This is a genomic window from Devosia sp. MC1541, from assembly GCF_012847305.1.
Taxonomy (GTDB): Bacteria; Pseudomonadota; Alphaproteobacteria; order Rhizobiales; family Devosiaceae; genus Devosia.
Genome location: NZ_JABBDZ010000002.1, coordinates 242,969 through 265,626, shown reverse-complemented (window position 1 = coordinate 265,626; position 22,658 = coordinate 242,969). Strand labels below are relative to the sequence as shown.

Genomic DNA, 22,658 nt, shown 5'->3' with positions numbered 1-22,658 from the left:
GAACACTTTTAGCTCCTGGTCGAAATCACCCCAGCTTCCCAACCCAATATGGCGCGTTTGCGAGGCACGCCCCAATGATAGCCGGTAAGGGCGCCGGTTGAGCCAACGACACGGTGGCACGGGATGACAAAGCTAATGGGGTTCCGTCCGACGGCTGCCCCCACCGCCCGTGAGGCTTTGGGCTTGCCAATCGTGCGCGCCACCTCGGCATAGGTCGCCGCCTGCCCCACCGGAATTTTGAGCAGCGTCTGCCAGACACTCACCTCAAAGTCAGTGCCGATCATGACGAGCTTGACGGGCTGCTCCGCCGACCAATTTTGTGGCGCGAAGATTTTTACGACCTCGGGTCCAACACGGGCATCGTCCCGAGAAAAGCGTGCCATCGGCCATCGGCGGGCAAGATCTAAAAATGCGTCTTCGACACTGGTCTCTTCGTCGGCAAAGCCAATGCCGGAAATGCCGTATTCTGTCATCGTGACCACAGCCGTCCCGAAGGGCGATGGCGCTGTGCCCCAGATCATATCCAGCCCTGCCCCGCCAGTACGGAAAACGCCAGGCGGCATGGCTTCATAGGTGACGAAGAGATCATGAAGCCGTGAGGTTGATGAGAACCCAACTTCATAGCTCGTGTCCAATACGCTGACATTTTCCGAGAGAAGTTTCTTAGCGTGATTGAGCGCGACAGCTTGGGCGAAGCTTTTGGGGGAGAGGCCGCACCAGCGCCGAAAGAGATCGGTCAGTTGGCGCTCGGTTAGGCCAATAGCGCGCGCGAAGCGGTCCAGCGCCAACTCATCGGCCCCCCGCTCGCTGAGATAGCGAATAGCAGCGCGGATGGTGTCATAGTCCTGTGCGGGAGAAATTTCGGGTCGTTGGTTCATCGCTCAATTCACCTCAGAGGCTGGGCTTAGTTTAGCCAGCTTGGAGCGGAACAAGCGACCCGTTTTTGACCTATCGATTACGTCGTGCTTGCCGCAAGGCGGCGCCAAAGGCTTTGGCAAAACTGCCCTTGTCATCCATCGATAGGAAGGCACCAAGCTCATGGATTTCGTCTTCATGCTTGAGCAGGATTTGGGTGGTCCGCTCAAAAGCATCGCGGTGCAGCACGAGACGGACAGTGTTGGGATCAAAGCGCTGCATGCGTTTGGGCTTGGCAAAACCCTGCTCAACAACTTCGAGCTGTTCGGGCCACAGCGTCACCGTTTGGGTTTGATGAGTTTTACGGCGCTGGCTCTGTCCGTAAACAATCAGACCCACTGCCGCGCAAGCGAATGCTAAAGCTCCGGTCAGGAGATATTCTGACGAGATCATCAAGACCGGCATCACTCCCAAAAAGGCCACCACCAGTGCCATCCAACCGCCGGTCAGTCGCATGGCGCGATCAGGGCGAAGTGTAGCAGCAAACAGGGGTTTGTTGGTCGTGACTTGCATGGTTATGCCTCTTACCGGAAATAGTGGCAGAGATTCGGAAGCGAGAGAATGGCAGCAACACAAAAAGTGAAGAGGCTCACCCGGGCTCAAGCCGAAGCTGTATTTGATCGTTTCCACGAAATCGAGCCCGAACCCAAGGGTGAACTCGATTATGTGAACGCCTTCACTCTGCTGGTGGCCGTGGTTTTGTCCGCGCAGGCCACCGACGTCGGGGTCAACAAGGCGACGAAAAATCTCTTCAAGCTCGCACCCGACCCCGCATCCATGGTGGCACTCGGCGTTGAGGGCATTGAGAACGAGATCAAGACCATCGGCCTCTACCGCAACAAGGCCAAGTTCACCTATGAGCTTTCCAAGCAGCTGATCGACAAGCACGGCGGGGAAGTGCCAGATGTGCGCGAGGCGCTAGAGGCCCTGCCCGGCGTCGGTCGCAAGACGGCCAATGTCGTGCTCAATATTTTCTTCAAGCAGCCGACCATTGCCGTCGACACCCATCTCTTCCGCGTCGGCAATCGCACCGGCATGGCCTTGGGTAAGACCCCGCTTGAAGTGGAAATGGCGCTCACCAAAATGGTGCCGGACCGCTATATGCTCCATGCCCATCATTGGTTGATCCTCCACGGTCGCTATATTTGCAAAGCGCGAAAGCCAGAATGCTGGCGCTGCCCGATACTGGAGTGGTGCAATTTCTCCCCCAAAACAGAGAACCCTGCCCGCAGCTAATCGCACCTTTGTTGACACTGCCAACATCGCCGCGCGATATGTGGTTCATGTCAACATTTCATCTGAGCTCTTATCATCACGGCAATCTTCGCAGCGTCATGCTGGAGGTTGCCATGGGCATTTTGGAACGCGATGGCGAGCAAGGCGTCGGCCTGCGCGATCTAGCGCGATTGGTTGGCGTCTCCCCAGCAGCCCCATATCGGCATTTTGATAGCCGCAACTCGCTGCTCGAAGCTCTGGCCATCACGGGCTTTCATCGCTTCTCAGCGCGCATGGCAAAGGTTGCCGAAGAGCATCCCGATAATCCGCTGTCGGCCATGGGCAAAACCTATGTGCTGTTTGCGCTCGAAAACGCCAATCTCTTCCGTCTCATGTTCTCGCCACAGCTGACCAAGATTGCGAGGCCAGGATTGAAAATGGCGTCAGACACGGCTTTCGATAGTCTGCGACAGGTTATCGGTGGCGACGATGAATTTGACCGTGTGAAAGCCCTGTCTGCTTGGGCCAAAGTTCATGGTCTGGCTATGCTCTTGCTTGATGGACAGGTGAAGGTCGAAACACCTGAAGAAACCAAGGCGCTCATCGCCGATGTTTTGGCCAGCCTTTAGGCCAAGCTGGCCAGCTGCGACATGCTGACGGCATTGCCCGCACCGGACGCTTAGCATAAGACTTTTTCGGTTTTCCTATCACCTCGGACCTTTTCAATGACGCAGACCCGCTTTGACGTGCTGACTATTGGCAATGCAATCGTCGACATCATCACGCCAATCGAGCCCGGCTTCATTGAACGCGAGGGCATGACCGAAGGCATTATGCACCTCATCGATGGGGATCGCGCCGAATATCTCTACGGCAAAATGCCTGCCAGCCGTCAACAGAGCTCCGGTGGTTCGGCGGGCAATACGGCGGCTGGCGTCGCCTCGCTCGGCGGGCGCGCTGCCTTTGTCGGCAAGGTGGCCGATGACGGTCTTGGGGATGTGTTTGACACCGATATGCGCGCGCAGGGCGTGCATTATTCGACGACCCGCCTCATTAACGGTGCGCGCACCGCCCGCTGCATGATCTTCGTCTCCGAAGATGGCGAGCGCACCATGAATACTTACCTCGGTGCCTGCCATGAGCTGACCGAGCGCGATATTCTGGAAGATGAAATCGGCGGTTCGGCCGTCACCTATATGGAAGGCTTTTTGTGGGATCCGGTGGAAGCCAAGAAGGCTTTCGTCCGCGCCGCCCACTATGCCCATAAGCATGAACGCGCTTCCGCATTCACCCTTTCCGATCCGTTCTGCGTTGATCGCTTCCGCGCTGAGTTCCTCGACCTCATTCGCTCAAAAACTATCGACTATGTCTTTGCCAATGTGAATGAATTGAAGTCTCTCTATGAGACCGATGACCTTGGTGCTGCGGTTCGCCAGATCGCTCAGGACGCCGAAGTTGCGGCCATCACCATGGGCGCCGAAGGCGCGATGGCGATCTGCAATGGCGAAGTGATTTCGGTTCCGGCCTTCCCGGTCGACAAGGTGATGGATGCGACCGGCGCTGGCGATCTATTCGCCTCAGGCTTCCTGCTTGGCCTCGCGCGTGGCCAGAACCACGAAATGGCCCTCAAGGCTGGTTGCCTCGCTGCGTCCGAGGTGATCTCCCACATTGGCGCTCGCCCGCAGCAAAGCCTTGCCGATCTGGCTAAATCCCACGGCCTCGCAGTTTAAAGCGAAAGGCTTTGGCGCATTTGTGCCAGAGCCGCATCCGTTGATCCGGTGGGGCGGAATTCGAGCCCCACAAATCCATCATAGCCTTCACCATGTAGCCACTCGAGCTTACGCTTGAGATCGAGCTCACCACTCCCCGGCTGATTGCGGCCGGGGTGATCGGCGATATGAAGATGGGCGATGGTGTCGATATTGCCCGCCATAATTGCCTCTGGGTCCTCCCCCATGACCATCGAGTGGTAGAGGTCATAGGTAAGCCCAATCTCCGCCCGGTTCACATCGCGAATGATATCAAGGGCTTCGCGCGTGTCGGTGAGGAAATAGCCTGGGTGATCAACGAGATCGTTGAGCGGCTCTAGCGCCAAGCGTACGCCTGAGCCTTTTAGGACATCTGCCGATTTTTCCATGGCCAGCGCCAGCGCGTCGCGTTGGGCACTGCGATCCATGCTTTCGAGCAAGGGGCCGGATTGGCAAATGAGTATCTTGGTGCCGAGATCAAGTGCCACGTCACGGCTCTTTTCGAGCCCGGCGAGAAAGCGATCGTGGTCCGCGGATGTTGTGAGTTTGGCAAAGGGTTCGGCAACAATCCCGGCCAAGGCGACCCCGGTTTCTGCCAGTACGTCTTTGATCTGGCTGAGGTCCTTGTTGGACCACAGCCAGAATTCCACGGCGTCAAAGCCAGCGGCTTTTGCCAGTCTGATCCGATCTGCCACCTCCCCGGTTTCGGGGACGAACAGCATTTCGACACAGGCTGAGAGTTTCATGATGTTAGGCCAAGCTGATGCGAGGGCCGTTCATTTCTGCAAGAATTGCCTTGGCAGCTGCGGCCGGATCGGCAGCTTCTATGATTGGACGCGCGACGACAAGATGGCTCGCACCAGCATCGAGCGCTGCGCCCGGGGTCATGGCACGCTTCTGGTCGCCCAGAGGGGCGCCGGATGGGCGAATGCCTGGCGTTACGATGGCCATTTTGGGGCCCAGGATGGGGCGTACCATGGCCGCTTCCTGCGCTGAGGCCACAATGCCACCAATGCCGGCAGCCCTAGCCTGTTCAGCACGCTGCGCGACTAGACCAACGGCGTCACGTTCATAACCGGCTTCGCGCAGATCAACATCGTCCATTGAGGTCAAGACGGTCACGCCGAGCACGCAGAGGGTCGAGCCTGCTGCAGCCTTCGCGGCCGAGCGCATGGTTTTGGGATAGGCATGGACGGTCAGCATTGCTGCGCCGGTTTCCGCAATCGCGGCCACGCCCTTTTCGATGGTGTTGTCGATGTCGAGGAGTTTGAGGTCGAAGAAGACCTTCTTGCCGGCAGCGATCAGCTCCTTACCGAGCGCAAAACCATCGGCGCCATAAAAGCACTGATAGCCAATCTTGTAGTACTCAACGCTATCGCCGAGGAGCGAAACGATCTCTTCAGCGCGTGCACGCGTCGGGACGTCAAGACCCACGATGAGATGGCCAGCCATTATAAAACTCCGCGATGTCTAGTGTTGGTGCTGTATGGACCAAATTGGTTTTGCCGACAAGGCGTCACTCCATCCAGGACGCGGGTAGGCTTTCCATAGCCATCCAATCGGATTCAAGCGTCTCGGCGTGCGGATCAAAAATGAAGCAATTGCCGCCACCGGCGACGCCCAGATGCTGCTGATCTTGGCTGCGAGAAATCGGGAGCCCGCCAAGGTGGCATTTGAGCAGCGTTCCAACGCCACCATGGCCGCAAAAGATCAGGGAGCGATCGGGTTCGGCAAAGGCAATGGCGGTCCGGATGGCCGCAACAATCCGCGCTTGCGCATCGACCGCCCTCTCCCACCCGGCAACACTTTGATCTGGCTGTGCGAAGAATTGGTTGGCGTGCTCATCAAAGTGTGGTCCGGCCAGAAACCCCGTGGCGGAGCGATCATTCTCATCCATGCTGGAATGGGAAATGATCTCCGCACCCAAGGGCGCACCAATGATGTGAGCCAACTCAATGGCTTTGCGTTCCGCGCTCGAAAATATCTGTACCGAGCTCGGCAGCAGATTGCGTTGCGCAAAGTGTTGCGCGCGGTCCCGACCGACAGATGAAAGCCCCCATTGGGGGACCGCAACATCTGGATCGATCTCTACCTGCGGGTGGGTGATGTAAAGTGCGCGAATGATTAGCCTCGGTTGAAGTGGGTCATCTCGATGACGATGGTATCGATCTTTTTGATCACGCCAGCTTCTGTGAGATTGCCCGCCTCGTCAAACGCTTGGCTGGCCGGACCAATGCCCAAAAGTGTTGGCACGACCAAAGCGCCGACCTTGGTCAATGACTCTCGGAGGTGGCTGAGGCTCCACAGCGTTCCATATTTGCCCGAGCTGACGCCGCCGATGCCGAAAGTCGCGTGACGGAAGGGGCTTGGACTTTGGCGCGAGAGCCAGGCCAGCGTGTTGACCAAAAGCGGGGTGTGCGAGCCGTTATATTCTGGGCTAGCGATGAAAATAATGTCGGCCTCGCGCCAAAGCTGGGCGAGTTTAACCGCTGCCTCCGGAACATTGTCCGGCTCTAAGTCTTCATTAAAAATCGGCATTGGGAAGTCGCCGAGATTGAGTGCATTGACCTCCACCCCTGCTTGGCTCAGCTTATCGCTGACGATGTGCTGCAGTTTTTGGTTATGCGAACCGGCGCGAATAGAGCCGGAAAGAGTGAGTGCTGTCTTCATTGTGAATTCCTAAAACCTCTATCGAGACGTTTGGGCAGCTCGGATGTTCCATCGCTCGAAGAGAAAAATGCGAGGAAGCCGTTATGCCTGAAATGATCTTCATCAATGTGCCGGTGCGCGACCTACCAGCCGCGATGGCTTATTATCGTGCTCTGGGGTTTGCACATAATCCGCAATTCACCGATGAGACTGCGGCCTGTGTGGTGATCAGCGAGACGATTTTTGTCATGCTGCTGACCCATGACAAGTTCCGCTTCTTCTCCCCCAATCCTATCTCGGATACGAAATCCTCGACCTCCGCTCTTTATGCATTGTCGCGCGAAAGCCGTGCCGATGTCGATAAAATCGCTGAGGCAGGGCTAGCCGCTGGTGGCCGCGAATATCGCGACATTCAGGATCTCGGCTTTATGTATTCTCGCGCGATTGCCGATCTTGATGGGCACGTCTGGGAATATATGTACATGGATATGAGCCAGATGGGGCAAGGCTAGCAGCTCTTCTCAACCGACAACAAAAAAGGCGACCCGTGGGCCGCCTTTCGTTTTAGACGCTTAAGCATCGAACATTTTCTTGAGCTTGTCGAAGAAGCCACCCGAGGTTGGGCTGGTGTCGCTGGTTTCGAGCTTGGCAAATTCTTCCAGGAGCTCGCGCTGGCGCTTGGACAGGTTCTGCGGCGTCTCAATATCGAGCTGCACGTAGAGATCACCAACATCCTTGCTGCGCAGAACCGGCATGCCCTTGCCCTTAAGGCGAACCCGCTGGCCCGGCTGCGTGCCTGTGGGCACCTTTACCTTGGCGCGGCTATTGTCGAGGGTCGGCACTTCGAACTCGCCGCCCAGCGCTGCTGTGGTCATTGAGATCGGGATACGGGCGTAAAGATCGGCACCATCGCGCTGGAACAGATCATGCGGACGGGCGGAGACGAAGATATAGAGGTCTCCCGGAGGACCACCGCGGACCCCAGCTTCACCTTCATTGGCGAGGCGAATGCGAGTGCCGTCTTCAATACCCTTTGGAATATCGACCGAAAGCTTGCGGCTCTGCTGGCGACGGCCCTGACCACCGCAATCGGTGCACGGCTGGTCCATCATCTCGCCACGGCCGCTACAAACTGGGCAGGTGCGTTCGATGGTGAAAAAGCCCTGCGCCGCACGTACCTTGCCATGGCCATTACACTGGCGGCAGGTGTGGGTGCCGGTGCCAGGCTTAGCGCCCGAACCATCGCAGGTGTCGCAGCCAGCAAGCGTTGGCACATCGATTTCAACCGTGCGACCCTCAAAGCTTTCTTCAAGCGAGATCTCGAGATTGTAGCGCAGATCCGAGCCGCGTGTTTTGGCCGAGCCGCCGCCACCGCGACGACCACCGCCCATGAAGTCACCGAATATGTCTTCAAAAATATCGGACATGGAGGAGTTGAACTCCGGACCAAATCCGCCACCGCCACGACCACCGCCGTTTTCAAACGCGGCATGACCAAAGCGGTCATAGGCCGAACGCTTCTGTGGGTCTTTTAGCGTGTCATAGGCTTCGTTGATTTCTTTGAACTTGGCTTCAGCCTCTGCGTTCCCCGGATTGCGGTCCGGGTGGAATTGCATGGCGAGCTTGCGATAAGCGCTCTTGAGGGCGGCATCATCGGCACCCTTTTGTGCGCCGAGCACCTCGTAGAAGTCGCGTTTGGCCAAGGTAGTCTATCTCCTGGATCGCGCCGGTCATGGTCGTCGCGCTGGACTTGAAACTGAAACAGCCGGTGTCATCCCGGCGAGTACTGCCGATATGGGCAGTTGTATGCGTCTTAGCAAGGGGTAAGGCTGCGATCAACCGGCGCAGGCTTTTGTCTTTTCGTCCAAAACGGATTCACGTGAAACTATAGCGAAGGCCTGTGCGAGCATCCGTCGCCCAATATGGCCTGGGATGTGCGGTAGGCAGGTCCTGAGGTCGAGAGCGCTTATGTGGGCAGCGGGCCAAAATCCCAAAACAAAAAAGGCCCGGTGTTGCCACCGAGCCTTCGAAAACGCCGTCGAAGTTATTCTTACTTCTTGGTGTCGCTGTCGTTTACTTCTTCGAAGTCGGCATCAAGGATGTCGTCATCGTTGTCGTCAGTAGTACCAGCGGCCTTGGCTTCAGCTTCAGCCTGCGAAGCCTTGTACATGGCTTCGCCCAGCTTCATGGACGCTTCTGCCAGAGCATTGGTCTTTTCCTTGATCAGCTCTGCGTCGTCGCCGTCGATGACAGCGCGCAGATCGGTGATCGCGGTTTCGATCGCGGTCTTGTCAGCAGCAGGAACCTTGTCGCCGTAGTCCTTGAGGGACTTTTCGGTCGAGTGGATGAGCGATTCACCTTGGTTCTTGGCTTCAACCGATTCGCGCTTGCGCTTATCGGCTTCAGCATTGGCTTCTGCGTCCTTGACCATCTGCTCGATGTCAGCGTCCGAAAGACCACCCGATGCCTGAATACGGATCTGGTGTTCCTTGCCAGTGCCCTTGTCCTTAGCGGACACGTTCACAATGCCGTTGGCGTCGATGTCGAAGGTCACTTCGATCTGCGGAACGCCACGCGGTGCTGGTGGGATGCCGGCGAGGTCGAAATTGCCCAAGAGCTTGTTGTCTGCAGCCATTTCGCGTTCACCCTGGAACACGCGGATGGTCACAGCCGACTGATTGTCTTCGGCGGTCGAGAAGGTCTGGCTCTTCTTGGTCGGGATGGTGGTGTTACGGTCGATAAGACGGGTAAACACGCCACCCAGAGTTTCAATGCCGAGCGAGAGCGGGGTCACGTCGAGCAGGAGAACGTCCTTAACGTCGCCCTGCAGAACGCCGCCCTGAATTGCTGCGCCAAGGGCCACAACTTCGTCAGGGTTTACGCCCTTGTGTGGTTCCTTGCCGAAGAGCTGCTTAACAGCTTCCTGGACCTTGGGCATGCGGCTCATACCGCCAACGAGAACGACTTCGTCGATCTGCGAAGCGGTCAGACCCGCGTCCTTCATTGCCTTCTTGCATGGCTCAATGGTGCGCAGGATGAGGTCTTCAACCAGCGTTTCGAGCTTGGAGCGCGAGAGCTTGAGGGTCAGGTGCTTTGGACCGGAAGCGTCTGCCGTGATGAACGGCAGGTTGATTTCGGTCTGAGTGGCGCTCGAAAGTTCGATCTTTGCCTTTTCAGCAGCTTCCTTTAGGCGCTGCAGAGCAAGCTTGTCGGAACGCAGATCGATCCCCTGTTCCTTCTTGAACTCGTCAGCGAGGTAGTCGACCAGACGCATGTCAAAGTCTTCACCGCCGAGGAAGGTGTCGCCATTGGTCGACTTCACTTCGAAGACGCCATCGCCGATTTCGAGGATCGACACGTCGAAGGTACCGCCGCCAAGGTCATAGACCGCGATGGTGCCGGAATTCTTCTTGTCGAGGCCGTATGCAAGCGCAGCTGCAGTCGGCTCGTTGATGATGCGCAGAACTTCAAGGCCGGCAATCTTGCCTGCGTCCTTGGTGGCCTGGCGCTGGCTGTCGTTGAAGTAAGCCGGAACGGTGATGACTGCCTGAGTGACGGTCTCGCCGAGGTAAGCCTCAGCGGTTTCCTTCATCTTCTGCAGGATCATGGCCGAAACCTGGCTTGGGGAGTACTGCTCACCCGAAGCTTCAACCCATGCGTCGCCATTGCTTGCGCGTGCGATCTTGAACGGAACCAGACCCTTGTCCTTTTCGACCATCTTGTCGTCGAAACGACGGCCGATCAGGCGCTTTACAGCGAACAGGGTGTTTTCTGGGTTGGTAACGGCCTGGCGCTTAGCCGGCTGACCGACCAGACGTTCGCCGTCCTTGGAAAACGCAACCATAGATGGCGTGGTGCGTGCGCCTTCTGCGTTCTCGATAACCTTCGGGTTGCTGCCGTCCATGACGGCGACGCAGCTGTTGGTCGTACCGAGGTCGATGCCGATAACTTTAGCCATTCTCTAGCCTCTCTTTCAGCGAACCCGCCGTGAAGTCCTTTGCAACGAAAGCAACTTCTGGCCCTTCGGGGCCGGGGTCCCTCGTAGGTTCTGGATCAGTGCCCCGTTCGGGGCCTAGGGCCGTATATAGGGGGGTGTGGCGAGGGCTTCAAGCGCGGGGGCGTTATGATTTTCGTCCCCGCACAATCAGTGGAAGACCCGGTGGATTACTCGGGTCCTTTTACCGCTTAGTCTTGGAGCGTGTAGCTTGCCAGCGAACAGATATCGACTTCGTTGACGATCAGCTCTTCCTCTTCGGCGCCAACAAACTTGAAGTCATAAAGGCACTGGTCCGAACCATCACCGATGGTGGCGGTGGCTTCGAAGCCAGCTTCGAGCACCCCGAGGTTTTCGAGAAGGTCTTCACCCCAAGAGTCTTCATTGGACGGGGTGGTGTAGAAATAATGCAGGTCAATGGAGCTGTTGTTGATGATTTGGAACTCAACAGTTTCTGCCATTGCAGGGGTAGCAGCGGCCAGGAGTGCGACAGCACCAATGGCGGCTAAGATATTCTTGGCCATATAAAACTCTCCAGAAAATAGGCATATAAAATCGCGTCGTCTTTTGCCATTTTCGCAAATCGGTGCCAAGGGGAGCAGTATCGGACGGCCGAGAAATCTTTTAGAAGGCGCCATGATTTCAAATGGCACGGTGCTGTTGCAGGACAGCGCTCACGCAGACAGTAAGAGCCTTTTATTTTCAGCGCCCTACCGCGTGCTGAGCGCCCATAGCTATGATCAGGCGCTATTGGTTATGGCGGAGATGGCCGAACTGCAGGCGCAGGGCTTCTGGCTGGCCGGCTATTTTACCTATGAAATGGGCTATGGCTTTGAGGAGCGTTTGCGAGGCTTTTTGCCCGCGCATTCCGCGTCTCCGCTGTTCTGGTTTGGCGTGTATGACGCCCCGAAATATCTTACACAAGATTCCGTCAATGCGCTTTTATCAGCAGCGCCTGTGGGCGCAGCCGCACGTTTGGCCCCTCGAACCGATTTCCAGACCTACAAATCAGCATTCGACCGGGTGAAAAACTATATCGAGGCGGGCGACGTCTATCAGATCAACCTCACCCTCAAGGCTGAGTTCGATTTGGTTGGCGATAGTCTCGGGTTCTATCGCAGTCTCGTGCAAAGCCAGCCCACCGCCTTTGGCACCTATATCGATGCCGGTGACCACAAAATTCTCTCGGCCTCACCCGAGCTGTTCATCTCGGCAAAAGATGGCGCGCTCAGCGCGCGGCCGATGAAGGGGACATTAAAACGCTCACCCCGCGCCGCTGATGACGCAGCCTATCGCGCTCGCTTGCAGAGCGACGAGAAAAACCGCGCTGAAAATCTCATGATCGTTGATCTCTTGCGCAATGACATGGCGCGGATTTCGGAGATCGGCTCGGTGCGGGTGACAGACCTTTTTACGGTGGAGACCTATCGTACGCTGCACACGATGACTTCGGGCATTGTTTCGCGCCTGCTCCCAGAGATGACCGCTATTGGTGCCGTCGAAAATCTCTTTCCATGTGGCTCAATCACCGGAGCCCCAAAATTGCGGGCCATGGAAATCATCCATGAGGTCGAGGATGGCGCGCGGGGCGTTTACACGGGCTCTATCGGCTTTATCGCACCAAATGGCGATTTCGGTTTCAACGTTGCCATCCGCACCGCGGTTATTGACGCAGCGGGTAAGGGTGAGATCGGCGTTGGCGGGGGCATTGTCGCCGACAGTGTTGCCGAAGACGAATATCAGGAGGCTTTGCTCAAATTGCAGTTTCTGGCTGACCCGGCCGAGCCGGTGACCCTAATCGAAACTTTTAAGTGGAGCCCGGAAGAAGGCTTCGTGCTGCGACAGCGCCATGTTGAGCGTCTGCTCGCCTCGGCTGAATATTTTGGCTTGCCGGTAGAAGCCGACGCGATTGAAAAATTTCTCGACGATAACGCCAGCGCTTGGACGCAGCCCATGCGGGTTCGTCTCACTCTTTCTGTAGCTGGGCTCGATTTGACAGCGGTGGCTCTACCTCCGAGTCCGAGCCTTTTTCGCTTCGATATCGCCAGCGACGTTTTGCAATCCTCGTCGGTTTGGGTCGCGCACAAAACCACCAATCGCGCCTTTTACGATGAACCGAAAAAGCGCGCCCATGATGAGCGTGGCTTGGATGAATTGGTTTTCACCAATGAGCGCGGCGAGCTGACCGAGGGCTCTTTTACAAATCTGTTCATTGAGCGGGATGGTCGGTTGCTGACCCCTGCTCTCAGCTCCGGCTTGTTGCCGGGAACATTGCGGGCAGAAGTTTTGGCGAGCGGGAAGGCGGAAGAAGCCATCCTGACCCTTGCCGATCTCGAAACGGCAGATGCAATCTATCTCGGCAACTCCGTGCGCGGTCTTATCCGCGCCGAATGGGTAAGGGGCAAAGCATGAGCTTTGAAATCAAATCCGACGACGTTCTGGTCGTTGTCGATGTGCAATATGATTTTCTGCCCGGTGGCAGTCTCGCCGTTGCCGATGGCGATGCGATCATTCCAGTGGTCAACGCCTTGGCTAAGAAGTTTGCCAATGTCGTGCTGACCCAAGACTGGCACCCTGCCGATCATATTTCCTTTGCCAGCCAGCATGTGGGCAAGTCGCCGTTTGAAACGGTAGATCTGGATTATGGAACACAGGTCTTGTGGCCGGACCACTGCATATGGGGCACGCGTGGCGCCGAAATTTCGGGCGCTCTCGACATCCCACACGCGCAAATGATTATCCGCAAAGGCTTTAATCGCGCCATCGATAGCTATTCGGGTTTTCAGGAAGCGGATCGCGCGACGCTCACTGGCCTCGCCAGCTATCTTGGCGAGCGCAATTTGAGCCGGGTCTTCGTGGTTGGCCTCGCCACCGATTTTTGTGTGGCCTGGACAGCTATTGATTCTGCCGCTGGCGGGTTTGAGACTTTTGTCATTGAAGACGCCACCCGCGCCATCGATGCCAACGGTTCGCTCGAAAAGGCTTGGGCTGATTTGGAAGAAGCGGGCGTGACGCGGATCACGTCGGCCGAGCTAATCAGCTAAGGATTCACGTGAAACTAAGCTGATTATCGTTCGGCAATGAGCATCGCCTTGATCGTGGTCGCTTTGACAAAATGATCAAGGCGGTGGGTTTTTATCCACCACGTAGCCATTTCCATCAGCAGATCAGGCGTGTCATTGCGGTTGGCGAAAAACGCATAAAACGAGAGGCCAACGCCCTCCCCCTTTTGTGCGATTTTGGCGGTACACACCGCGATGGCTTTTTCACGCAGTGCGGGTGTCATTTATTTTCCGTCCGCTTGAGGCATAAAAAAGGGCACCGGATGGCGCCCTTTCAAGTGTGAAGGCAGAGCGCTTAAGCGTTCTTGTCGATCGCGTCGCCTGCTTCAGCCGCTGGACCGCCCTTGGCAACACCAACCATGGCTGGGCGCAGAACGCGCTCGCCAATGGCAAAGCCTTCCTGAACGACCTGCACAATCGTGCCTTCTGGAACGGCCGGGTTCGGCACTTCGAACATCGCCTGGTGCTTATGCGGATCGAACTTCTGGCCAGCGGCTTCAATCGGCTTGACGCCATGCTTGGCAAGAAGACGGTTGGTTTCGCGTTCAGCCAGCTCAATGCCTTCGATCAGGCTCTTGAGTGAACCTTCAGCGCTCTCACGGACATCGGCTGGGATGACCAGCAGCGCGCGCGACAGCGCGTCGGTGGCGCTCAGCATATCGCGAGCAAATCCAGCGATGGCGTAGGTGCGGGTGTCAGCGACTTCGCGCTCCGTGCGCTTACGCAGGTTTTCCATTTCCGCAATGGTACGCAGAACGCGGTCCTTGAGGTCGGCGTTTTCCGCCTGCAATGCCTCAACGGGATCGACTTCTGGAGCGGTTTCGGTGGTCGGGATCTCGACTTCCGGATTTTCGCCCTGGGCGGCGTTTTCGTCGCTCATTGTGTCTTCTTCCGTTCGTTAAAACTTTCTGTCCCGCATATCGGTCAAGCGAGACGGTAATTCAAGCTCTCACTCACCGTGCTGCGCGCTTACGCGCAATCATCGCGGAAATGACGTTAGCCGTGTAGTCCACAACGGGGACAATGCGTGCATAGTTCAATCGCGTTGGCCCGATAACGCCTAAGACGCCAACGATCCGATCATTGGCATCCTTATAGGGCGAGAGAATCACCGAAGAGCCGGAGAGGGAGAAGAGCTTATTCTCTGAGCCGATGAAAATACGGACACCCTGCCCGCGCTCCGCATCGCCCAAGAGATCGAGCAATCCATCCTTGCTTTCCAGCTCATCGAACAACTGCCGCATCCGTGCCAACTCGTCGCTGGCCATGGTGTCATTGATGAGATTGGCGCGGCCGCGAACGATCACCGTGGGAGCATTGCCCGACGCAGGGGTGGACAGGGTCGCAATGCCAGCGTCGACGAGTTTTTGGGTGAGCTCGTCCAATTCGGCGCGTTGTTCATCGCGTCGCTCATTGAGCAGTTTTTTGGCTTCCGCCAAAGTGCGCCCGACAATGTAATTGGAGAGGTAATTGCCCGCCTGCTGCAAGGAGCTCGCGGCGTAGCCGGGTGGAAGATCGAGGATGCGGTTTTCCACCTGCCCATCTTCGCCAACCATGATGGCCATGGCCCGTGAATTATCGAGGCGCACAAATTCGATATGCCTCAGCACCATATCGGCCTTGGTGGCAATAACTACGCCAGCGCCGTGGCTAAGGCCGGAGAGGAGGGAGGAGGCTTCCGTCAGCATGTCCTCGACCTGCCCGCGCCCGGCCGTGTGTTCCATCTGACGGGCTATCCGGCCGCGCTCATCCTCATCCACCGCGCCCACTTCAAGCATGGAGTCGACGAAAAAGCGCAGGCCTTGCTGGGTCGGCGCACGGCCAGCGGAGGTGTGTGGCGCCGCAATAAGACCTAGGTCTTCAAGGTCTGCCATCACATTTCTGACAGAAGCGGGGGAAAGCTCCACCTGCAAAAGTCGGCTAAGATCACGCGATCCCACGGGCACACCGGTGTCGAGATAGCGCTCGACGAGGGTCCGAAAAATCTCCTGGGAGCGCGTGTTGAGCACGCTAAGGAAGTCTTCTGCCGGTCTGGTCATGGCTTTTATGCTAAATCTTTCGCTTTAACCCTGTACTCTCATTTAAGCTCTTCCTCCCCAAGCGCCAAGCTGCCGCAGCTTGTGAGTGGGGCCGTTGGAGGTTAAGAGGCGGTTAACACCATTTTCTAGCGGACAAAATATGCGCCCCTCCGGTCGACAGCCTTCAGATATGCGTACGGTGACCTTTGAACGTAAGGTCTCCATGAAAGCAGAAGGCTCGTGCCTTGTAACCTTCGGCAACACCAAAGTTTTGTGCACTGCTTCGGTTGAAACCAGCGTTCCGGGTTGGCTGCGTGGCAAGGGTCAGGGCTGGGTCACAGCTGAATACGGCATGCTGCCCCGCGCCACCGGTTCGCGCAATCGTCGTGAAGCCACAGCCGGCAAGCAGACAGGCCGCACCCAAGAAATTCAGCGTCTCATCGGTCGCTCGCTCCGCGCTGTTGTAGATTTGGCAGCGCTCGGCGAAGCTCAGATCACTCTCGATTGTGACGTGCTTGAAGCCGATGGCGGCACCCGTACCGCAGCCATCTCGGGCGCTTATGTGGCACTGGTTGATGCCATCGCCTGGATGGAAGAGCGCAAGCTGACCAAGGGCAAGGTTCTCAAGGACAGTATCGCAGCGGTTTCTTGCGGCATTTATCGCGGCACCCCGGTTCTCGATCTCGACTATCTCGAAGACGTCGAAGCGGAAACGGATGCCAACTTCGTCATGACCGGTTCGGGCAAGTTTGTCGAAATTCAGGGCACTGCTGAAGGCGCTCCGTTCGACCGCTCGGAGCTGGAAGCCCTTATGGGTCTGGCCGAAAAGGGCATTACCGAACTTTCCGCGCAGCAGCGCGCAGTTCTGGGTCAATAATGCACTGGTTGCGGAAGAAGCTACCGTTTCGTCTTGCTGACCGTCCTGCTCGCCCTGAGCAGGCGGCGCGGCCCAATGGCGAACGCCATTTTTCCGCTCACAATTCTCGCGTATGGAATGACATCGTCCGCGCACTCGAAGGTACAAAGAAATGACCATCCCTCGTCTTCGCCCCGGTGATCGTCTTTGCATCGCGACCCATAACGCGGGCAAGCTCAAAGAATTCCGCGAATTGTTTGAGCCCTTTGGTTTGGTTCTGGTGTCGGCGGGCGATTTGGGCCTGCCGGAGCCAGAAGAAACCGGCACCACCTTTGCCGAAAACGCGCGCACCAAGGCTCATGCTGCGGCGACGGGCGCCAATATGTTGGCTCTGTCCGACGACAGCGGCCTTTGCGTCGACGCGCTCAATGGCGATCCGGGTGTTTACACCGCCGATTGGGCTGGTGTGCCGCGCGACTTCAATCGCGCCATGAAGCGCGTGGAAGATGCCTTGCAGGCCGCAGGCGCAGGCTCTCCCGGCCAGCGTCGCGGCTCGTTTAATGCCACGCTTTGCCTTGCCCATCCCGATGGCCGCGATATGCTTTTTGTTGGCAAGTGCGAAGGGACGCTGATCTGGCCGCCACGCGGCGATGTCGGTCATGGCTATGACCCGATGTTCATGCCTGATGGCCATGACATCACTTTTGGTGAAATGGCGCCTGAGGTGAAGCATTCTTGGTCGCCCGGTCAAACTGGTCTTTCCCATCGTGCGCGGGCCTTTGCCCAATTCGTTGAGAACCAGATAGAGCATGCCTAGTCAGACCAATGTCTGGGCAGTAACAATTCTTCTGTCCCCGATGGGCGGGGCGGATCGGTGCATTATGCGAGGCGTTCGACCATGAACGGGAATGATCTCTTCGGCATTTATGTGCACTGGCCTTTCTGTGCCTCCAAATGCCCCTACTGCGATTTCAACTCGCATGTGCATCGCGGCCCGTTTGACGAAGATGCCTTCGTTGAAGGCTATAAGCGTGAGATCGCCCATATGGGTTCGCTCACGCCCGGCCGTCTAGTGCAGTCGATTTTCTTTGGCGGTGGCACGCCTTCGCTGATGTCGCCAAAGGCCGTTGGCACGATTTTGGATGCCATCTCCAATGAGTGGCAAATCGACAGCAATGCCGAAATCACCCTGGAGGCCAACCCAACCAGTGTTGAGGTGGATCGCTTCCGCGGCTTCCGCATGGCTGGCGTTAATCGCGTGTCGCTCGGTGTGCAGTCGCTGCGCCCTGGTCCGCTGGCCGAATTGGGCCGTCGCCACTCTGTCGAAGAAGCCATTGCTGCCGTGCGTATCGCGCAGTCGATCTTTGATCGATCGAGTTTTGATCTGATCTACGCGCGTCCCAAGCAGACGCTTGAAGATTGGGAAGATGAGCTCAAGGAAGCCATCTGGCTGGCCGATGGTCACTTGAGCCTTTACCAGCTCACCATTGAGCAGGGTACGCGCTACTACGATCTCTATAATGCCGGTAAGCTCATCATGCCGAACGAAGATCTCGGCGCGGATTTTTATGAGATGACGCAGGAGCTGACGTCGGCTGCTGGCATGCCCGCCTATGAGATTTCCAACCATGCTGTGCCCGGTCAGGAAAGCCGCCATAACATGCTCTATTGGCGTTATGGCGAATATGCTGGCATTGGTCCGGGCGCACATGGTCGCCTCATGGTCAATCATCAGCGCTACGCGACAGCCTGCGAGAAAATGCCATGGCAGTGGCTCGACCTGACGGAAAAACACGGCCACGGCATGGTCACCAATGATGTGCTGAGCTGGGAAGAACAGGGCGACGAATATCTCGTCATGGGGCTGCGTCTTAAGGAAGGCATTTCCCCATCGCGCTTCATGGCTATTTCCGGCCGTGGTCTGGCGGAAAGGCAGATCGAGGTTTTGAAGGGCTATGGCTTCCTCGAAACGCTCCCCAACGGCAATCTGCGCGTCACGGAGAAGGGTTTTCCTGTTCTCGACGCGGTTGTCGCCGATCTCGCAGCGTAAAACCTTTTTGGGTGATGGCGCCCGGCGCCCTCACCTGCTCCAAGTTTTGACTATTCATAAAAGGCGCTGTCATGAGTGAGACCAGCAAGAATTTCTTTATTGCCGGCAGTAGCTTTGACGCGCCGCTCTTGTTGCCTGGGCTTTATGTCGTTGCGACACCCATTGGCAATCTTCGCGATATCACCATTCGTGCGCTTGAAACTTTGGCTGCTGCCGACGCGATCCTCTGCGAGGACACCCGCACCTCGGCAAAGCTGCTTGATCATTTTGGTATCCGCGCCCGCCGCGTCGCCTTTCACGAGCACAATGAGCGCGAGAAGGCAGAAGATATCGCCAACCGCATTAGCGCTGGCGCAGTGATTGCACTCATTTCTGATGCGGGCACCCCCCTGCTCTCCGATCCGGGCTTTCCGCTCATCCGCGTCTTGGCTGAACAGAACCTGCCGGTCTTCCCCATTCCCGGAGCCTCGGCGTTGCTTTCGGCTTTGGTGGTGGCAGGCCTGCCAACCGATGCTTTTGCCTTCCATGGCTTCCTGCCACCCAAGGCCGGTGCGCGTGCCAATGCGCTCGGTCGTCTGAAGGATTCACGTGAAACCTTGGTGTTTTACGAAAGCCCCCGCCGCATCGCAGACACGCTCGCCTCCATGGCGGAAGTGTTTGGCGACCGACAGGCTTCGGTCTCTCTGGAATTGACCAAGCGCTTCGAGCGCACGTTTCGCGGGCCTCTTTCGGAGTTGGCTCAACAGTTCGCTGAAGATGACACCAAGGGCGAAGCTGTTATTGTCGTTTCCGGTGCGAGCGAGCCAACCGCCCCAGCGGCAGAAGATTGGCAGGCAGCACTGACCCAAGCCATGGCCGATGCGCCCCTGCGTGCCGCCGTCGATGACATCGCCGCGCGTTTCAATTTGAAGCGCAAGGAGGTTTACGATGCTGCCCTCGCGATCAAGGCGCAGTCGGAATAAGAGCATTCTGGCCGAAAAATTTGGCCAGCGCAGTGAGGCGCTGGCGGCGCTGTATTTGGGTCTCAAATTCTATCGCATTCGCAATCGCCGCTACAAAACCCCTGTAGGCGAGATCGACATTGTTGCCGAAAAGTCCAAAACCTTGGTCTTCATCGAGGTCAAAGCGCGGGCAAAGTTCTCGGATTATCTTGAGGCCAGCGAAGCGGTTAACCGCGAACGCATCACGCGGGCCGCAGAATTTTGGCTCATGCGCCACCCACACGAAGCAGGCCGAGATTGCCGCTTTGACGTAATTTTCCTTGCACCCGGCCGTTTGCCGGTTCATCTCATCAACGCTTTCTAGTGCGAGATTTGCTCATGTCCCTCAAAGTCGCCGTCCAAATGGATCACGTCTCAACCATCAATCCCAAGGGTGACAGCACCTTTGCTATGATGTTGGAGGCGCAATCGCGCGGCCATGAACTGGTGCACTACACCGCCGACACTCTAGCGCTGCGGGACAATGTGCTCAGCGCTTTGGTGCAACCGATCAAGGTCATTGACGCCGATAAGGGTGAGCACTTTGAGCTCGGCGCGGCCAGCCGCATTGATCTGTCGACCCAGGACGTGGTGCTGATGCGCCAAGACCCGCCGTTCGACATGAACTACATCACCATCACCCATATGCTCGAGCGCATTCACCCCAAGACCTTGGTGGTCAATCCGCCAGCGGCGGTGCGCAATGCGCCAGAGAAAATTCTGGTCACCGAATTCCCCGAGCTGATGCCGCCAACGCTGATCACTCGCGATCGCGCTGAAATCGAAGCGTTCCGCGCGGAGCACGGCAATATCATCGTCAAGCCGCTCTACGGCAATGGTGGCGCTGGCGTCTTCCTCATTCAGGAAAACGATCAAAACCTCGCTAGCCTTCTTGAGCTGTTTGAAGACAAATATCGCGAACCCTTCATGATCCAGCGTTACCTGCCGGATGTGCGCAAGGGTGACAAGCGCATTATCATCATCGATGGTGAGCCTGTGATGGGCCTCAACCGCGTGCCGGCAGAGGGCGAAGCGCGCTCCAACATGCATGTTGGCGGTCGTCCGGAACTCTCCCCGCTGACCGAACGTGAGTTGGAAATCTGCGCGGCCATTGCGCCAGCGCTGAAGGCTCGCGACATGATCTTCGTTGGCATTGACGTCATCGGCGGCTATCTCACCGAGATCAATGTCACCTCGCCCACCGGCCTGCGTGAAATCAAGCGCTTTGGTGGCCCCGATATTACGGCCATGATCTGGGACGCAATCGAAAAGCGTCGCTAAGCGTTTTTGTGAAGGGGGCGAAGGCTCATGGATGTTTTTCTGGTCGCTTTCGTCACCCTCTTCGCAACCGTGGGTGTCGCCGACATTCCCTTTATCTTTGCGGCGCTGACCAAGGATAACACGCCTGCGGAACGCAGGATTTTTGCCACGCGCGGTGTGCTCATCGCGCTGGGCATTCTTTTGTGCTTTGCCTTTCTCGGCAATTCCATTCTCGAAGTCTTCGGCATCACCATTCCGGCGCTGCGCACGGCAGGTGGCATTCTGCTGCTGTTGATTGCGATCGACATGGTGTTTGCTCGCCATTCCGGCGCGACGGGCACCACCTCCGAAGAAGAAAACGAAGCCCGTCAGTCCAACGACATTTCGGTGTTCCCTCTGGCGATGCCGCTGTTGAGCGGTCCTGGGGCTATTAGTGCCGTCATCCTGCTGACGACCGGGGCCGACAATCGCTTGGCGTTCTGGATGGTTGTTGCGGCTATCGTCGCCATTATGCTGGCGGCCTGGCTCACTTTGCTGGTCGCTATCCCGATCCAGCGCCTGCTCGGTATCACTGGGCTGGCAGTGGTCACTCGTGTGGTCGGGGTGCTTTTGGCAGCCCTTGCCGTGCAGTTTATCTTCGATGGCGTGCGCACCAGCGGACTATTGGGTGTGGTCGCTAGCTAACCCCACTCCTTGAACGCTGGTCGTGGTGCACGTGACGCATCATGACCAGCGCCTTAGAGCGCTTCTGTCTCACTGCGCGCCCGCTCGGCTGGATCATAGCCCAAGCCAAAGTCATCCACGCGGCCGTGAGGAGCATCCATCAGCTGCTCGAGCGTGAAGGCTGGTGCCGTGTGTGTAGCGCTCAGGTCCATCAAACTGTTGGCGCGCTGGGCTAGGCGCCCAAGCGGGAGCACGGGGCCGGCAACTTCCAGCAACCGGATTTGCCCTAGGCCCTGATAGGGCGGGCGCTGCATTAAGGCGGCATCTGTGCCAGCGAGCGGATCAACGGCCGCAAGGGTAATGGTACCACCGCGATAAAACACGCTGAGACTTTGGCTGACGTAAAACGCGATCTTGTCGGCGCCCGCATTGGCAAAGTGAATGCCATCGTCTTTGCGCATGCGTGCGTTCTGCCCGTTTAGATCCGGCCCGAACGCGGTGTAGCGGCCATCCTCGCTCAAGAAGCGGTCAAAAATATCGATGAACTCTGCGCCGCCAGAGAATGCCGCCATGCGTTGCAGGGCATTGATCTGGGCAATGTCGGCAGAATATTGACTGCGTTCCATAGGCGGCAAACCTACCCAGAGAACAGGTTTGCGGGCGCTCCTGAGCTGGCTCAGAAACTGATTTAACTGCGCCTGATAGCTGGCCGACCAGTTTGGTGAGAGAACAATGTTGTCGGATGCAGCCCCGGGAAACTCTTGGCGATCGTTGACGCCAATGCTGATAACGGCGACGTCGAAGCTATTTTCGGCAATAGCGCTGCCGATCTTTGCGCCCCAATCAAAGAAATCCGCCCGCACAAACCCTGAAGCGCTGACGCCTTCATCAAGGACCACAAGGTTTGGATCTTCTGCGTAGTGGCGTTCGAGCGCCTTTGCCAAATCAATGGCCAGGCTGTCGCCGAATACGGCCAAGCGCGTCGCGTCTACGCTTTTGACGACCACTGGCTTGGGCGGTGGCGGCGGCGGGGTTGGCGCGGCTTGCCGGCGTGGCTGTGTTCGTTGGACCGGCGGCGGCGCAGCGGGCTCCTCACCAAACAACAGATCAAAAAGCGTGCGGCGGCGCGGTTGTTCCTGCTGGGCAATAACAATCCGCTCGTCCCCGATCACCTGCGCCCACGCGGGTGCGGTGTCGAGCCCGACAATGCTCAAGAGCACTACAAATACGCCTAGCCGCTTCATCGGC

26 protein-coding genes are annotated in these 22,658 nt (G+C 57.4%); 13 read left to right on the top strand and 13 right to left on the bottom strand.

The features are described 5' to 3' along the window. Positions 1 to 8: 8 nt before the first annotated feature. Both HKD40_RS04025 and HKD40_RS04020 read right to left on the bottom strand, forming a co-directional pair. A complete protein-coding gene (locus HKD40_RS04025) occupies positions 9 to 878 on the bottom strand; it encodes a bifunctional helix-turn-helix domain-containing protein/methylated-DNA--[protein]-cysteine S-methyltransferase (RefSeq protein WP_169194434.1) in 870 nt (289 codons plus the stop codon). Between the two features lie 70 nt (positions 879 to 948). After that, positions 949 to 1,428, bottom strand: coding sequence for a DUF2244 domain-containing protein (locus HKD40_RS04020; RefSeq protein WP_169194433.1), 480 nt, complete (start codon positions 1,426 to 1,428; stop codon positions 949 to 951). A gap of 48 nt (positions 1,429 to 1,476) precedes the next feature. On the opposite strand from HKD40_RS04020, the gene nth reads away from it, so the two are divergent. From nth to HKD40_RS04005, 3 genes are all read left to right on the top strand, one after another. Next, positions 1,477 to 2,151, top strand: coding sequence for an endonuclease III (nth, locus tag HKD40_RS04015; protein ID WP_169194432.1), 675 nt, complete (start codon positions 1,477 to 1,479; stop codon positions 2,149 to 2,151). A 47-nt stretch (positions 2,152 to 2,198) separates the two neighbouring features. After that, positions 2,199 to 2,759 carry a TetR/AcrR family transcriptional regulator gene (locus HKD40_RS04010; protein ID WP_169194431.1) on the top strand — a complete coding sequence of 187 codons (561 nt, stop codon included), beginning with the start codon at positions 2,199 to 2,201 and terminating at the stop codon, positions 2,757 to 2,759. Between the two features lie 96 nt (positions 2,760 to 2,855). Further along, positions 2,856 to 3,860: an adenosine kinase gene (locus HKD40_RS04005; protein WP_169194430.1), complete on the top strand. Its 1,005-nt coding sequence runs from the start codon at positions 2,856 to 2,858 to the stop codon at positions 3,858 to 3,860. On the opposite strand, the gene HKD40_RS04000 is transcribed toward HKD40_RS04005, so the two are convergent. The 4 genes from HKD40_RS04000 to HKD40_RS03985 all read right to left on the bottom strand — a co-directional run bounded on the left by HKD40_RS04000 (position 3,857) and on the right by HKD40_RS03985 (position 6,548). Continuing rightward, complete coding sequence (locus HKD40_RS04000; protein WP_210257014.1) at positions 3,857 to 4,624, bottom strand: TIM barrel protein; 768 nt, start codon at positions 4,622 to 4,624, stop codon at positions 3,857 to 3,859. The genes HKD40_RS04005 and HKD40_RS04000 overlap by 4 nt on opposite strands. 4 nt (positions 4,625 to 4,628) lie before the next feature. After that, complete coding sequence (pyrF, locus tag HKD40_RS03995; RefSeq protein WP_169194429.1) at positions 4,629 to 5,330, bottom strand: orotidine-5'-phosphate decarboxylase; 702 nt, start codon at positions 5,328 to 5,330, stop codon at positions 4,629 to 4,631. Positions 5,331 to 5,394: 64 nt separating this feature from the next. Continuing rightward, positions 5,395 to 5,964, bottom strand: a complete 570-nt coding sequence (locus HKD40_RS03990; protein ID WP_282567635.1) for a histidine phosphatase family protein — start codon at positions 5,962 to 5,964, stop codon at positions 5,395 to 5,397. 38 nt (positions 5,965 to 6,002) lie between these two features. Further along, entirely contained in the window at positions 6,003 to 6,548 is a 546-nt protein-coding gene (locus HKD40_RS03985) for an NADPH-dependent FMN reductase (RefSeq protein WP_169194428.1), read from the bottom strand. 83 nt (positions 6,549 to 6,631) lie between these two features. Here HKD40_RS03985 and HKD40_RS03980 point away from each other — a divergent pair, with 83 nt between their 5' ends. Then, the gene (locus HKD40_RS03980; RefSeq protein ID WP_169194427.1) at positions 6,632 to 7,039 is read left to right on the top strand and encodes a glyoxalase/bleomycin resistance/extradiol dioxygenase family protein; all 408 of its coding nucleotides are present in this window, start codon (positions 6,632 to 6,634) and stop codon (positions 7,037 to 7,039) included. A gap of 60 nt (positions 7,040 to 7,099) precedes the next feature. Here the strand turns inward: HKD40_RS03980 and dnaJ are convergent, their stop codons facing one another. From dnaJ to HKD40_RS03965, 3 genes are all read right to left on the bottom strand, one after another. After that, the gene (gene dnaJ, locus HKD40_RS03975; protein WP_169194426.1) at positions 7,100 to 8,230 is read right to left on the bottom strand and encodes a molecular chaperone DnaJ; all 1,131 of its coding nucleotides are present in this window, start codon (positions 8,228 to 8,230) and stop codon (positions 7,100 to 7,102) included. Positions 8,231 to 8,577: 347 nt separating this feature from the next. After that, positions 8,578 to 10,485 (bottom strand): molecular chaperone DnaK, encoded by a 1,908-nt coding sequence (gene dnaK / locus HKD40_RS03970; RefSeq protein WP_169194425.1) that lies wholly within the window; start codon positions 10,483 to 10,485, stop codon positions 8,578 to 8,580. A gap of 227 nt (positions 10,486 to 10,712) precedes the next feature. Next, positions 10,713 to 11,045, bottom strand: a complete 333-nt coding sequence (locus tag HKD40_RS03965; protein WP_169194424.1) for a hypothetical protein — start codon at positions 11,043 to 11,045, stop codon at positions 10,713 to 10,715. 112 nt (positions 11,046 to 11,157) lie between these two features. On the opposite strand from HKD40_RS03965, the gene pabB reads away from it, so the two are divergent. Then, on the top strand, positions 11,158 to 12,933 hold the full coding sequence (pabB, locus tag HKD40_RS03960; RefSeq protein ID WP_169194423.1) for an aminodeoxychorismate synthase component I: 1,776 nt from the start codon (positions 11,158 to 11,160) through the stop codon (positions 12,931 to 12,933). Next, positions 12,930 to 13,565: a bifunctional nicotinamidase/pyrazinamidase gene (pncA, locus tag HKD40_RS03955; protein ID WP_248305895.1), complete on the top strand. Its 636-nt coding sequence runs from the start codon at positions 12,930 to 12,932 to the stop codon at positions 13,563 to 13,565. Before pabB ends, pncA begins: the two co-directional genes overlap by 4 nt. A 23-nt stretch (positions 13,566 to 13,588) precedes the next feature. Here pncA and HKD40_RS03950 read toward each other — a convergent pair whose 3' ends face one another. The 3 genes from HKD40_RS03950 to hrcA form a co-directional block, all read right to left on the bottom strand. After that, positions 13,589 to 13,807: a DUF6500 family protein gene (locus HKD40_RS03950; RefSeq protein ID WP_169194421.1), complete on the bottom strand. Its 219-nt coding sequence runs from the start codon at positions 13,805 to 13,807 to the stop codon at positions 13,589 to 13,591. A 71-nt stretch (positions 13,808 to 13,878) separates the two neighbouring features. Beyond that, on the bottom strand, positions 13,879 to 14,463 hold the full coding sequence (grpE, locus tag HKD40_RS03945) for a nucleotide exchange factor GrpE (RefSeq protein ID WP_169194420.1): 585 nt from the start codon (positions 14,461 to 14,463) through the stop codon (positions 13,879 to 13,881). Positions 14,464 to 14,536: 73 nt separating this feature from the next. Next, positions 14,537 to 15,622, bottom strand: coding sequence for a heat-inducible transcriptional repressor HrcA (hrcA, locus tag HKD40_RS03940; protein WP_169194419.1), 1,086 nt, complete (start codon positions 15,620 to 15,622; stop codon positions 14,537 to 14,539). A gap of 139 nt (positions 15,623 to 15,761) precedes the next feature. On the opposite strand from hrcA, the gene rph reads away from it, so the two are divergent. The 7 genes from rph to HKD40_RS03905 all read left to right on the top strand — a co-directional run bounded on the left by rph (position 15,762) and on the right by HKD40_RS03905 (position 21,431). Next, a complete protein-coding gene (gene rph / locus HKD40_RS03935) occupies positions 15,762 to 16,478 on the top strand; it encodes a ribonuclease PH (RefSeq protein ID WP_169194418.1) in 717 nt (238 codons plus the stop codon). Positions 16,479 to 16,629: 151 nt separating this feature from the next. Beyond that, positions 16,630 to 17,274, top strand: a complete 645-nt coding sequence (locus HKD40_RS03930; RefSeq protein WP_169194417.1) for a non-canonical purine NTP pyrophosphatase — start codon at positions 16,630 to 16,632, stop codon at positions 17,272 to 17,274. Positions 17,275 to 17,355: 81 nt separating this feature from the next. After that, a complete protein-coding gene (gene hemW, locus HKD40_RS03925) occupies positions 17,356 to 18,507 on the top strand; it encodes a radical SAM family heme chaperone HemW (RefSeq protein WP_169194416.1) in 1,152 nt (383 codons plus the stop codon). Between the two features lie 71 nt (positions 18,508 to 18,578). Then, a complete protein-coding gene (rsmI, locus tag HKD40_RS03920; protein WP_169194415.1) occupies positions 18,579 to 19,469 on the top strand; it encodes a 16S rRNA (cytidine(1402)-2'-O)-methyltransferase in 891 nt (296 codons plus the stop codon). Further along, positions 19,435 to 19,812 (top strand): YraN family protein, encoded by a 378-nt coding sequence (locus HKD40_RS03915; RefSeq protein ID WP_169194414.1) that lies wholly within the window; start codon positions 19,435 to 19,437, stop codon positions 19,810 to 19,812. The genes rsmI and HKD40_RS03915 overlap by 35 nt, the downstream gene beginning before the upstream one ends. Positions 19,813 to 19,826: 14 nt before the next feature. Next, positions 19,827 to 20,768 carry a glutathione synthase gene (gshB, locus tag HKD40_RS03910; protein ID WP_169194413.1) on the top strand — a complete coding sequence of 314 codons (942 nt, stop codon included), beginning with the start codon at positions 19,827 to 19,829 and terminating at the stop codon, positions 20,766 to 20,768. A 27-nt stretch (positions 20,769 to 20,795) separates the two neighbouring features. Then, a complete protein-coding gene (locus tag HKD40_RS03905; RefSeq protein WP_169194412.1) occupies positions 20,796 to 21,431 on the top strand; it encodes a MarC family protein in 636 nt (211 codons plus the stop codon). 53 nt (positions 21,432 to 21,484) lie between these two features. On the opposite strand, the gene HKD40_RS03900 is transcribed toward HKD40_RS03905, so the two are convergent. Then, entirely contained in the window at positions 21,485 to 22,654 is a 1,170-nt protein-coding gene (locus tag HKD40_RS03900; protein WP_169194411.1) for a DUF459 domain-containing protein, read from the bottom strand. Between the last annotated feature and the right edge of the window lie 4 nt (positions 22,655 to 22,658).

What these genes read in the sequence shown, in the direction of transcription:
- HKD40_RS04025 (WP_169194434.1), bottom strand. Translation starts at nt 878, where the DNA reads ATGAACCAACGACCCGAAATTTCTCCCGCACAGGACTATGACACCATC.
- HKD40_RS04020 (WP_169194433.1), bottom strand. Translation starts at nt 1,428, where the DNA reads ATGCAAGTCACGACCAACAAACCCCTGTTTGCTGCTACACTTCGCCCT.
- nth (WP_169194432.1), top strand. Translation starts at nt 1,477, where the DNA reads ATGGCAGCAACACAAAAAGTGAAGAGGCTCACCCGGGCTCAAGCCGAA.
- HKD40_RS04010 (WP_169194431.1), top strand. Translation starts at nt 2,199, where the DNA reads ATGTCAACATTTCATCTGAGCTCTTATCATCACGGCAATCTTCGCAGC.
- HKD40_RS04005 (WP_169194430.1), top strand. Translation starts at nt 2,856, where the DNA reads ATGACGCAGACCCGCTTTGACGTGCTGACTATTGGCAATGCAATCGTC.
- HKD40_RS04000 (WP_210257014.1), bottom strand. Translation starts at nt 4,624, where the DNA reads ATGAAACTCTCAGCCTGTGTCGAAATGCTGTTCGTCCCCGAAACCGGG.
- pyrF (WP_169194429.1), bottom strand. Translation starts at nt 5,330, where the DNA reads ATGGCTGGCCATCTCATCGTGGGTCTTGACGTCCCGACGCGTGCACGC.
- HKD40_RS03985 (WP_169194428.1), bottom strand. Translation starts at nt 6,548, where the DNA reads ATGAAGACAGCACTCACTCTTTCCGGCTCTATTCGCGCCGGTTCGCAT.
- HKD40_RS03980 (WP_169194427.1), top strand. Translation starts at nt 6,632, where the DNA reads ATGCCTGAAATGATCTTCATCAATGTGCCGGTGCGCGACCTACCAGCC.
- dnaK (WP_169194425.1), bottom strand. Translation starts at nt 10,485, where the DNA reads ATGGCTAAAGTTATCGGCATCGACCTCGGTACGACCAACAGCTGCGTC.
- HKD40_RS03965 (WP_169194424.1), bottom strand. Translation starts at nt 11,045, where the DNA reads ATGGCCAAGAATATCTTAGCCGCCATTGGTGCTGTCGCACTCCTGGCC.
- pabB (WP_169194423.1), top strand. Translation starts at nt 11,158, where the DNA reads ATGATTTCAAATGGCACGGTGCTGTTGCAGGACAGCGCTCACGCAGAC.
- pncA (WP_248305895.1), top strand. Translation starts at nt 12,930, where the DNA reads ATGAGCTTTGAAATCAAATCCGACGACGTTCTGGTCGTTGTCGATGTG.
- HKD40_RS03950 (WP_169194421.1), bottom strand. Translation starts at nt 13,807, where the DNA reads ATGACACCCGCACTGCGTGAAAAAGCCATCGCGGTGTGTACCGCCAAA.
- grpE (WP_169194420.1), bottom strand. Translation starts at nt 14,463, where the DNA reads ATGAGCGACGAAAACGCCGCCCAGGGCGAAAATCCGGAAGTCGAGATC.
- hrcA (WP_169194419.1), bottom strand. Translation starts at nt 15,622, where the DNA reads ATGACCAGACCGGCAGAAGACTTCCTTAGCGTGCTCAACACGCGCTCC.
- rph (WP_169194418.1), top strand. Translation starts at nt 15,762, where the DNA reads ATGCGCCCCTCCGGTCGACAGCCTTCAGATATGCGTACGGTGACCTTT.
- HKD40_RS03930 (WP_169194417.1), top strand. Translation starts at nt 16,630, where the DNA reads ATGACCATCCCTCGTCTTCGCCCCGGTGATCGTCTTTGCATCGCGACC.
- hemW (WP_169194416.1), top strand. Translation starts at nt 17,356, where the DNA reads ATGAACGGGAATGATCTCTTCGGCATTTATGTGCACTGGCCTTTCTGT.
- rsmI (WP_169194415.1), top strand. Translation starts at nt 18,579, where the DNA reads ATGAGTGAGACCAGCAAGAATTTCTTTATTGCCGGCAGTAGCTTTGAC.
- HKD40_RS03915 (WP_169194414.1), top strand. Translation starts at nt 19,435, where the DNA reads ATGCTGCCCTCGCGATCAAGGCGCAGTCGGAATAAGAGCATTCTGGCC.
- gshB (WP_169194413.1), top strand. Translation starts at nt 19,827, where the DNA reads ATGTCCCTCAAAGTCGCCGTCCAAATGGATCACGTCTCAACCATCAAT.
- HKD40_RS03905 (WP_169194412.1), top strand. Translation starts at nt 20,796, where the DNA reads ATGGATGTTTTTCTGGTCGCTTTCGTCACCCTCTTCGCAACCGTGGGT.
- HKD40_RS03900 (WP_169194411.1), bottom strand. Translation starts at nt 22,654, where the DNA reads ATGAAGCGGCTAGGCGTATTTGTAGTGCTCTTGAGCATTGTCGGGCTC.